This is a genomic window from Pseudomonas sp. C5pp, from assembly GCF_000814065.1.
GTDB lineage: Bacteria > Pseudomonadota > Gammaproteobacteria > Pseudomonadales > Pseudomonadaceae > Aquipseudomonas > Aquipseudomonas asiatica.
Window position 1 is genome coordinate 21,614 of sequence record NZ_JWLN01000048.1, and the last position, 10,381, is coordinate 31,994.

5 protein-coding genes are annotated in these 10,381 nt (G+C 63.1%); 3 read left to right on the forward strand and 2 right to left on the reverse strand.

Annotated elements, in window-relative coordinates:
* Window position 1: 1 nt before the first annotated feature.
* Window positions 2-6,466: a non-ribosomal peptide synthetase gene (locus tag RR51_RS26295; RefSeq protein WP_039615209.1), complete on the reverse strand. Its 6,465-nt coding sequence runs from the start codon at window positions 6,464-6,466 to the stop codon at window positions 2-4.
* A 675-nt stretch (window positions 6,467-7,141) separates the two neighbouring features.
* Between RR51_RS26295 and RR51_RS26300 the strand changes: the two genes are divergently transcribed.
* The 3 genes from RR51_RS26300 to RR51_RS26310 all read left to right on the forward strand — a co-directional run bounded on the left by RR51_RS26300 (window position 7,142) and on the right by RR51_RS26310 (window position 9,539).
* Window positions 7,142-8,548 carry a PAAR domain-containing protein gene (locus tag RR51_RS26300; RefSeq protein WP_082044768.1) on the forward strand — a complete coding sequence of 469 codons (1,407 nt, stop codon included), beginning with the start codon at window positions 7,142-7,144 and terminating at the stop codon, window positions 8,546-8,548.
* Window positions 8,541-8,927: a hypothetical protein gene (locus RR51_RS26305; protein WP_039615210.1), complete on the forward strand. Its 387-nt coding sequence runs from the start codon at window positions 8,541-8,543 to the stop codon at window positions 8,925-8,927. Before RR51_RS26300 ends, RR51_RS26305 begins: the two co-directional genes overlap by 8 nt.
* Window positions 8,928-9,170: 243 nt before the next feature.
* A complete protein-coding gene (locus RR51_RS26310; protein WP_052261130.1) occupies window positions 9,171-9,539 on the forward strand; it encodes a hypothetical protein in 369 nt (122 codons plus the stop codon).
* Between the two features lie 178 nt (window positions 9,540-9,717).
* Here RR51_RS26310 and RR51_RS26315 read toward each other — a convergent pair whose 3' ends face one another.
* The gene (locus RR51_RS26315) at window positions 9,718-9,978 is read right to left on the reverse strand and encodes a DUF3077 domain-containing protein (protein ID WP_039615212.1); all 261 of its coding nucleotides are present in this window, start codon (window positions 9,976-9,978) and stop codon (window positions 9,718-9,720) included.
* Between the last annotated feature and the right edge of the window lie 403 nt (window positions 9,979-10,381).

Sequence of the window (10,381 nt, forward strand, 5' to 3'; positions counted from 1 at the left end):
GTCAGGCCTCTGTGAATGCATTCATCATGTGTTCGATATCGCTCAGGCCATCGTCGGAGAGCGACAGGCCCTGCTCGTCCAGTGCCTGGGCGAACGCGCGTAGTTCGGGGTGGCTGAAGATCAGCCGCAGGGGTATGTCCAGCCCCAGCTCGACGTTGATCCGCGACACTGCCTGGGCCGCCAGCAAGGAGTGGCCGCCCAGCTCGAAGAAGTTGTCGCTCAGGCCGACCCGGGCAACGTTAAGCAACTGCGCCCAGATGTTCGCGAGCTGCTGCTGCCGCTCGGTCTGCGGCGCCTGGTAGTCGTGCTGTGGCTGGTTCGGGTCGGGCAGCGGCAGCGCCTTGCGGTCGAGTTTGCCGCTGGGGGTCAGCGGCATGCTCGGCAGGGTCACCAGGTAAGCCGGGATCATGTAGTCCGGCAGGCTGGCCTTGAGGTACTGCTTCAGGGCCTGGCGCAGATCGCCGCGGTAGCCTTCGGCCGGCACCGCATAGGCGCACAGCTGCTTGCCACCGGGCAGGTCGATGGCCAGCACGGTGGCTTCGCGAACGTCCGGGTGCGCCCGCAGGTACTGCTCGATCTCGCCCAGCTCGATACGGAAGCCGCGCACCTTCACCTGGTGGTCGACCCGGCCGCGATAGGCCAGCTGGCCGTTTTCGTCGTAGCAGCCGAGGTCGCCGGTGCGGTACAGGCGGCCACCGCCAACCGGGTCGAACGGGTCGGGGATGAAACGCTCGGCGGTGAGTGACGGCCGCTGGTGATAACCGCGCGCCAGGCAACCTGCCCCGCCGATGAACAGCTCGCCGGGCACGCCCAACGGTGTCGGCGCCAGGCCATCGTCCAGAGCATGCAGGGTACGCCCCGGCAAGGCACGGCCGATCGGTACGCCGCCCAGGCTGATCTGCTCCACGGTCATCTGCGAACAATCGTAGGTGGTGGCGACCACGGTGGCTTCGGTCGGGCCGTAGGTGTTCAGCAGGCGCACTGCTGGCGGGCCATCGGCCAGCCAGGCACGCAGGGCATCTTCCGGCACCGCTTCTCCCCCCACGTGAATCTGCTTCAGCCGGCCATAGGCCTCGGGGGGGCGGCGCTCCAGCGCCAGCAGGCGCCAGTAGGCCGCTGGCAGGTCGGCCACGGTCACGCCGTGGCGGTTGATCTCGTCCAGCAGGGTGGCGGTGTCCCACAGCCGCAGGTCGCGCAGCACCACACAGGCGCCCTGGGCCAGCGGCGGGAAGAACTGCTCGATGAAGCCATCGAAGCTGATGGTGGCGAACTGCAGCACGCGATCGTCCGGGGTAAGCCGCGAATAGTCGCCGGCCACCTGGCAGAACAGCGACAGGGCATGGTGGTCGATGGCCACGCCCTTGGGCATGCCGGTGGAGCCGGAGGTGTAGATGACGTAGGCGAGGTTGTGCGGTGCCGCCAGGTTGGCCAGCGGTTCGGCGGGCCAGGCTTGCAGCCACTCGGTGCCCGACTCCAGTACCACGCAGGGCAGTTGCTTGCCCAATTGCAGGCGCTCACGCGAGGGCGCATCGGCCAGCAGCAGGCCTATATTGCTGTCCTCGACCATGTAGGCCAGGCGTTCTTGCGGGTAGTCCGGGTCCAGCGGCACATAGGCGCCTCCCGCCTTGTGAATGGCGATCAGCGCCAGGGCCATGCCCAGGCCGCGCTCGACAGCCACGCCAACCAGGCAGTCCGGCCCCACGCCCAGCGCCCGAAGGCGGTGAGCCAGCTGGTTGCTGCTGCGGTCCAGTTCGGCGTAGGTCATCTGCTGGTCGTCGAAGATCAGCGCCAGCGCATCCGGCCGCTCGTGGGCCTGTCGCGCCAGCAGCTGGTGCGCACACAAGCCGCTGCCAGCCTGGGGCGCCGGGTTCCAGCCGTGGGTCAGCTGCTGGCGTTCGCTACTGCCAAGGAAGTCCAGCTCGGCAATGCAGCATTGTGGTTCGGCGCAGATGGCTTCCAGCAGTGCTTGCCAATGCCCGGCCATGCGCTCGATACGTGCGGCATCGAACAGGTCGGTGCAATAGTTGAACGAGGCAGTCACGCCATCGGAGCGCTCCAGGGTATTGAGCGAAATGTCGTACTGCGCGCCCGGCTCCAGCAGGTCCACTTCCTTGACCTGCAGGCCGTGCAGGGCATCGCTGGACACCTGCTCGCCGAGGTCGCGCAGGTGGTTGTACAGCACCTGGAAGAACGGGTTCACACCCTGGTCACGCTCCGGATACAGCGCCTCGGCTACTTCGAGGAACGGCACATCCTTGTTGGCCTGGGCCTGCAGGGTGGTCTCCTTGATCGCCGCCAGCAGCTGCGAGAACGGCTGGCTGCCATCGACACGGATACGAGCCACGACCACGTTGATGAAGAAGCCGATCAGCCCTTCAAGCTCCAGGCGGTTGCGGTTGGTGACCGGCACACCGATGTTGAGCGTGCCCTTGCGGCTGTAGCGCGACAGCACGATGGCAAAGGCCGCCAGGAACACATGGAACAATGTGGCGTTGGATGCCACCGCCAGTGCCCGCAGGCGCTCGGTGAGGGCCTGTGGCAGGCGCACGTCGAAGCGGCTGCCCTGGTAGCTTTTGACCTGCGGGCGAATACGGTCGGCAGGCAGTTCCAGCACTTCGAAGTCGTCTTCCAGGCGGACCTTCCAGTAGTCGATCTGCGCCTGCATCTGCCCCTCGGCCAGCCACTTGCGCTGCCAGGCGGCGAAGTCGGCGTACTGCACCGGCAGCGGCTCGACGGCTTGCGCCTGGCCCGTGGCGGCGGCGTTGTAGGCGGCGGCGAACTCGCGCACCAGCAGGCTCATCGACCAGCCATCGGAGACGATATGGTGCAAGGTCAGCGACAGCAGGTGCTCCTGCGCATGCACCCTGAACAAGCGTGCGCGCAGCAGCGGGCCGTGCTCCAGGTCGAACGGGACGAAGGCTTCGGCTTCCAGCTTGCGCATCTGCGCGGCGTGGTCCTGGCCGCTGAGGTCTTCGAAACCGATTGGTACCGTGGCAGCCGGCAGGATGCGCTGCCAAGGCAGGCCGTCGGCCTCGACGAACACCGTGCGCAACGATTCGTGGCGGGTTACCAAGGCATCCAGCGCAGCCTGCACGGCGCAGTGGTCGAGGTGGCCCTGCATGCGCACGGCCATCGGCGTGTTGTAGGCCAGGCTTTCGGGGTTGAGCTTCCAGAACAGCCACTGGCGGTTCTGCGAGGGGGACACTGGCAGCGGTTGCTGGCGATCGAGGATTTCGATATCCAGGCCTGCGCCCTGCTCGCCTTCGGCCACTGCCTGGGCAAAGGCCTGCAGGTCGACGGTGTCGAACAGGCTGCGCAGCGGAATATCCACGCCCAATTGCTTGCGTATCCGCGATACCGCCTGGGTGGCCAGCAGTGAATGGCCGCCCAGGGCAAAGAAGTTGTCGCCCAGGCCTACCTGCGGTACTTGCAGGACTTGCGCCCAGATCTGTGCCAATTGCGTTTGCAGCGGGGTCTGCGGCGCCTGATAGGCCACCTGGGTGGCGGCAGGTTCCGGCAGCGCCTTGACGTCGACCTTGCCGTTGACCGTGACCGGCAAGTGCTCCAGCACCATCAGGTGGGTCGGCACCATGTGTTCGGGCAGCAGGCGCTTGAGGCTGGCGCGGATCGATTCCTGCCAGGCCAGGCTATCGGCCGGCATCTGGCTGGGCACCAGCCAGGCAGCCAGTTGCAGTTGCGGCCCCTGGCCATGCACGCGCACCAGGGCATTGGCGACACCGCCCAAGGCACGCAGCTGGTTTTCGATTTCGGCCAGTTCCACGCGATAGCCACGGACCTTGACCTGGCCATCCATGCGCCCGGCGAACTGCAGGTCGCTGCCTTGGCGAACCCAGTCACCGCTGCGGTACAGGCGCTGGCCGTGGCCGTTCGGGTCGGGAACGAAGCGCTCGGCGGTGAGTGCCGGGCGGTTCAGGTAGCCGCGGGCCAGGCCGGCGCCACCGATGTACAGCTCGCCCTTGGCTTTGGCCGGCAGGGGTTGCAGGCAGCGGCCGAACACCGCGACGCGGGTGTTGGCCAGTGGCTGGCCGAGGCTGGCCTGCCCGTTCAGTTCGGCGACCAGCACACCGACGGTGGTCTCGGTCGGGCCGTAGTGGTTGAACACCTTGAGCGCCGGGGCCAGGTTGCGGACCTTGCCCAGCAGGCTCGGGCTGATGGCCTCGCCGCCGAGCACCAGGCACTGGGCCGGCAGCGCCGAGCGGCCAGCCACCAACATGGCCTCCAGGTGCGACGGTACGATCTTCAGCGCGTCTACCTGGTGCTCGGCCAGGTAGGCCGCAAAGCCTTCGGCATCCAGCACCTGCTCGCGTAGCAGCAAATGCAGGGTGTGGCCGCCGCACAAGGCGCCGAACAGCATGGTGTGGCCGAGGTCGGCAGCCGGAGTCGAGACCTGGGCCATGCTGCGGATACGCTCGACCGGCAAACGTGCGGCGATGCCTTCGACGTAGTTGGCCAGGGCGCCGTGGCTGATCGCCACGCCCTTGGGCTGGCCGGTGGTGCCGGAGGTGTAGATCACGTAGGCCAGGTTGGCCGGCGCCGGGGCGATGCACGCGGCGCTGCCATTGCCGGTTTGCGCCCAGTCCAGGCGCTGCACGCCCTCGGGCAGTTCGGCCTGCCAGTTACCGGGCGCCAGTACCAGGCGCGTACCGCTGTCGGCGAGCATGTAGGCCAAGCGTTCGGCCGGCTGCTCGGGCTCCAGTGGCAGGTAGGCGCCACCGGCCTTGAGCACGCCGAGGATACTGGCGAGCATGCCGACACTGCGGTCGGCCAGCACGCCGACCAGTGTGTCCGGCCCTGCTCCGGCTTCCACCAGCCGGCCTGCAATGGCTTCGGCGCGGGCATCGAGTTCGGCGAAGCTGGCCTGCTCGCCCGCAGCCATCACCGCCGTGCGTTCGGGGTGGCGGCTGGCGGCGGCGACAAAGCGCTGGTGAACCAGCAGCGTTGCGTCAGCCTGCGCAGGCGCGCCAATGGCAGGGGCCAGGCCTGGCAATGGCAGCTCGCCGACTGCGCCACCCGCTTCGTCGGCCAATGCCTGTACCAGGGCCAGCCACTGCTCGCCGAGGGTTTCGACGGTGGCCGTATCGAACACGTCGGTCGCATAGGTGAACGCTGCGTGCAGCTGCCCCGCTCGCTCATGGGTGTCCAGCGCCAGGTCGAAGCGGGCGCTGTGCTTTGCCAGCACGACTGGCGCCAGGCTCAGGCCGGAGCGGGTCTCGATGGCTTGCACATCCGCCACCTGCGCCTGGTGGTTGAACAGCACGCGGAACAGCGGGCTCTCGCTGCTGCGCGGCAAGTCCAGGGCTTCGACCAGTTGCTCGAACGGCAGGTCCTGGTGGCTTTGCGCGCCTACGGCGGTTTCGCGCACGCGCTGAAGCAGGCCGGTGATGTCCAGCAGCGGGTCGATTTCGGTGTGCAGTACCTGGGTATTGATGAAGCAGCCGATCAGCCCTTGGCTTTCGGTGCGGTTGCGGTTGGCGATGGGCACGCCGACACGGATCGCCGACTGGCCGCTGTAACGCTGCAGCAGCAGCTTGAAGGCGGCCAGCAGGACCATGAACAGGGTGACGTTATGCTTGCGTGCCAGACCGCGCAGCCGTTCGGCGACATCGGCAGCGATAGGGAACTCGTGACGTGCGCCGCGATAGCTGGGGCGGCCCTGGCGGCTGCGGTCCAGTGGCAGTTCCAGCGGCGAATGGTCATCGCCCAGGCGCGCCTGCCAGTAGGCCAGCTGGCGCTCCTGCTCACCGGCCTGAAGCCAGCTGCGCTGCCACAGGGCGTAGTCGCGGTACTGGATCGGCAGCGGTTGCAGGCTGGCTTCGTTGCCGGCCACGGCGGCGTCGTACAGGTGCAGGAATTCGTCGATCAGCACGTTCATCGACCAGCCGTCGGCGACGATGTGGTGCAGGGTGAGCAGCAGGATGTGCTCCTGCGCGGCCAGTTGCAGCAGGCGCACCCGCAGCAGCGGGCCGCTGGCCAGGTCGAAGGGGGCCAGGGCTTCGGCTTCGGCGATGGTTTCGATGGCGGCCTGACGGGCGCCCTCGTCCAGGCCGGCCAAGGCATCCTGGTGCAGCTGCAACGGGGCGGCGCTGGCCTCGATCTGCTGGCGCACGTCATCGCCGTCGGCGACGAAGCGGGTGCGCAGGGTTTCGTGGCGGGCCACCAGGGCATCGAAGGCGTGCTGCAGGGCGGCCAGGTCCAGCGGGCCATTCAGGCGCACGGCCATGGGCAGGTTGTACGCCGCGCCTTGCGGGTCGAGCTGCCAGAGGAACCACATGCGCCGCTGGGCGTACGACAGCTGGTCACGCTCGGCCACCTGAACCCCGGGCGCAATCGGCAGCACGGAAAAATCCATGCCCTCGCCCTGCAGCGCCTTGAGGAACAGGCGGCGCTTGTCGGGGCTGAGTTCGATGAAGCGGCGGGCGAGCTTGAGCGTTTGGTCGGCATTCATGTCGAGCGGTGTCCTGGCAGTCGAGCGGTAACTGTCAGACGAAGGTGCGGGGGGGTGATTTAGTGGCGCCAACCTTAGGCCCAGCACCATCCCTGTGGGAGCGGGCGTGCCCGCGAAACAGGCGACGCGGTGTATGGCACCGGCTGCGCCGGTGATCGCCGGCAAGCCAGCTCCCACACCGACCGCGCAGGTCTCAAGGTCTCTGAGCAAGGCCATAACCGCTACAGGAATGGCGCCAGCCAGGACGGGACGCTACCCCCGTGGGAGATTGCCCAGCCCTTTTGGGCTGCGCTGTCGCGCAGAGAACAAATATCGCTCGCCTGACGCGTCCGTTGTAGGAGCAGCCTTGTGCTGCGAAGAGGCCGGTACAAGCAACAGACTGGCTTTGTCAGTACCGCGAAGCTGCCAACGCGGTGTATAGCACCGGCTCCACCGGTGTTCGCGGCGGTTCGACGCCTCGACACGCCCGCTCCCACAGAGCCCTGCTAAATCAATGATTTATGTGTTGTTCTATGAGAGCGGGCATGCCCGCGAAGAGGCCGGCATTGCCATCAATAAAATGACGTAGTCCAAATCTCTATTCCTTGTAGGACCATTCCTAAACCCCCGCCACCCCGAAAATACCCGCCAACCGCCTGCTAGGTTCCTGGCTTCCACCTGAAAAAGAGGCGAGCCATGAGCATGCGCATGAACATCTTCGGCCGATACCAAGGCCTGGACGGTGACGAAACCACCACAGGCGCCATCTGCATTGCCAGCCAAGCCAGGGGCCGTGTGCATGGCCGCAACTGGCTGCTTCAAGGCGACCCGACCACACCCTGCCCGCTATGTGGACAAGCGGGCACCATCGTCGAGGGCGAAGTCCGCTGGCGACAGGATGGTATTCCCACGGCTCTGGACGGAGCACTGGTGCAATGCGGGTGCCCACAGGGCAGCAATCGCCTGGTTGCAAATGGGTACGCACCTCCGGCTTCGCGCGGGGCACCCGCATCTGAGCCTGTTCGTGAGGCACCAGCACAGGCCCGGACGGGTAACACAATAAGAAGTACCTATCAGCCTGAGGTGGTTCAGCCCTCGCCCACTCCTCAAGGCATGGAGCCCGGCTTCTACATCGTTCCGCGCTGCATGTCATACCAGGAAGTCCTGGCAGAGCTGGGCGCGCCGCAGGCCAACCTGCCTCGGTCAATTCTGGAGCGGCTGAACCCGACGTATCAGCAGGGGTTCAAGGCGGGCGAGATCTTTGTCATTGGCGATGGTTTGAGGCGCCCGGTGTGCACTCGGGAAGAACTGTCTGCGATGAGTGCAGCAAAACAAGCTCGTGAAGCACTGGCGGAACTGACGCCCGAAGAGGCGGAATTCATGATGCGCCATCAAGCCGAGATTGCTGCGTTGCTCAGCGATGTGAGCCTGGCGATGGGGGTGAGCGAGGCGATGGTTGCCAAGTCGCTGGATGAACTCAGCACCATTTTGAAAAAAATAGAAGAGCTCCATAAAGTCCAATTCGTCAAGCACGGACATCTTCGGCACCCTGAGTTCTTTGCAGAACGTCAAAAGCTGTTCACGCAATTGAGTGCAAACTTGAATGCGACCCTTCTAAAAAAACACCTCAATCTCGGAAACTATGAAAGTCTGCGCCGGGACTTGGGAATCTCTTCGAGAAGCTTGGTGCACCACTGGAGCAAAGCGGGAGGACCGACACATATCCCTGGCTACTCGACACACTTAGACAAGCTGGCCAAGCTGGCTAAATATTTAAAAGCCGGAGGGCGTGTTGGCATTGCTATTGGCGGTGGCGGATCTGCCCTGAGAATTTCAGAGGTGTGCAAAGAGGGCAACACAAATGCCTGTAAGAAAGTCAGCGTTTCTGAGGCAGGTAATTTCTCCGGTGGCTTAGCTGGTGGCTGGTTGGCAGGAAAAATTGCGGGCAGAATCTCTGCGAAGGTTTGCTGGAGAGTCGGACCCTACGCCGTAGCATGCGGAATAGTGATCACTGGTGGAAGCGCCTTGGCCGGCAGCATCGGTGGTATGGAAGCGGGTGAGGAGTTCGGAGAATTAGTCTTCGAGGTTTTTGGAGATGATTGATTACCTCGACGTAAAACTAAGACTATTTCTGTTAGGCACTCCTATCTGCCTCGCCTTAATCGGGCTTGTATCTGACCTTCACATTGCGTGCTCTCGCCAATATAAAGAAATGACCTCAGCACTCCAACGGAGCGCGTGCCTTCCATTTGCGACCGGCATGTGGGGAGAGAAAAAAATAGGTTCCAGAGTTCTAGTTATTTCTGTAATCGCTGGCGCCATTGGGTCCCCCGCCTCAAGCATTCGCAGCGGGCTATTGGATGAGCAAGACCATTTACAATTCCCTGAGAAGTTAAGAAGAAAAATTCTTATTGCATCATCCCTAAACACCATTGGCATCGCTTGGATAGCCATCTATTACCTGATGAAACTGCTAGACTGAGAGACAAAACAGATGAACTCAAATCTTTCATATAACACCGAACCTCAAGCAAACCAGCGCATTCAAAAACACCGACTTCACGTAGTCTCTACATCGAAGCTGATCACCATGACCTGCTTAACCTGGGGCCTTTATATACCCTATTGGAGCTATTGCCACTGGAGACTTATCCGAGGACAAAGCGGGTTCACTCTAATCCCGTTGCTCTGCGGCGTGTTTGGCTCTTTCTTGATTTACCCCCTAATGAAAAGAGCAATCACCTATAGCAAAGAATTGGATCTGACCGTCGAAGGTACAGCGCTTGGAGTGACATTGAGATATTGGGTACCTTACCTGCTCTTCGTGAGCTGGCAATTCTGGGCACCCGACCAGCCGGAGGATAGCCAATCGCTCTATAACATGTTCATGCTGCCGCTCGCGCTTCTGGTCACGTCTGCGACTTTAACCTTGGTAGCGCTGGTGCAAATTCAGCAAGCAGCCAACGCTTATGAAGGTGACCCAACAGGTCTGCGGAACGCTCAAATTACTTGGGCAAACGGGCTATGGATAATTATCAGCTGGTCGCCCTCCGCCGCTCTACTTGCACTAATTTCTCATTATGCCAACCACTAAATGACGTAAAGATCGGTTTGCCACTGATTGTATGGTACCGGCTGCGCCGGTGTTCGCGGGCACGCCCGCTCCCACAGGAGTTGTGCACAGCCTGAGGCATTCTGCATAACCTGAGGCATGCACAATCCCTGTAGGAGCGGCTTTAGCCGCGAAAGGGCCAGCCCAGCCAATACAAGGATCAGCGCAGCAAACCCAACTCGGCATCATCCAGCAACGCCTTGGCCATGGCTGCGAAGTAATGCGATGCCCAGAGCATCTGCTGATCGCCATCCATCAAACCGGTCAGTGATAAGTCGCGTGCATAGCCCATCAACTCCGAGGCTTGCTCGCGGGCGCTGCGGCAGGGGATGCCCTCAGCGATACGGAACAGCGGATGGGTTTGGCCTTCGCCTTGGTAGAAGTAGGTAATGCCGGGGGTGGTTTTGGTTTCGTCGGTCATGGAATGGTCATCATATGAGTTATGTGCCACCCGTCCGTTTCCACACATTGGGGTGACAGCTGCACACGGGGTGGAAAACCAGGCATATGATGAACCCGGTAGGCCCGAAGGCCTCCCGCGTACAGCTGTCGTGTCAACAATCATCATATATCTTGCCAGGTTTCCACACCCGATCGCTGAACCGTCAGCGACGGGCAAAGCCTAGAGTGCGGGATTTGCAGGAACAATCAGACGCGTGTCGACAGAGGTTGTAGGGTATTTCGCAGGGGGTGGAGTTGCCAGTCCCGAGGCGTAGGAAGAGTCTGGGATTTTTGTAGGCTGCAGGAGGCATGTCTGGGGAATGCATCTGGGCTGACAGGTGTTCGCCACAACCCTTTCGGTGCCTATGAGATCGAGCGCCGCC

Coding starts and splice junctions, on each gene's coding strand:
- RR51_RS26305 (WP_039615210.1), top strand. CDS start 8,541: ATGATTGATTACCTCGACGTAAAACTAAGACTATTTCTGTTAGGCACT.
- RR51_RS26300 (WP_082044768.1), top strand. CDS start 7,142: ATGAGCATGCGCATGAACATCTTCGGCCGATACCAAGGCCTGGACGGT.
- RR51_RS26315 (WP_039615212.1), bottom strand. CDS start 9,978: ATGACCGACGAAACCAAAACCACCCCCGGCATTACCTACTTCTACCAA.
- RR51_RS26295 (WP_039615209.1), bottom strand. CDS start 6,466: ATGAATGCCGACCAAACGCTCAAGCTCGCCCGCCGCTTCATCGAACTC.
- RR51_RS26310 (WP_052261130.1), top strand. CDS start 9,171: ATGAAAAGAGCAATCACCTATAGCAAAGAATTGGATCTGACCGTCGAA.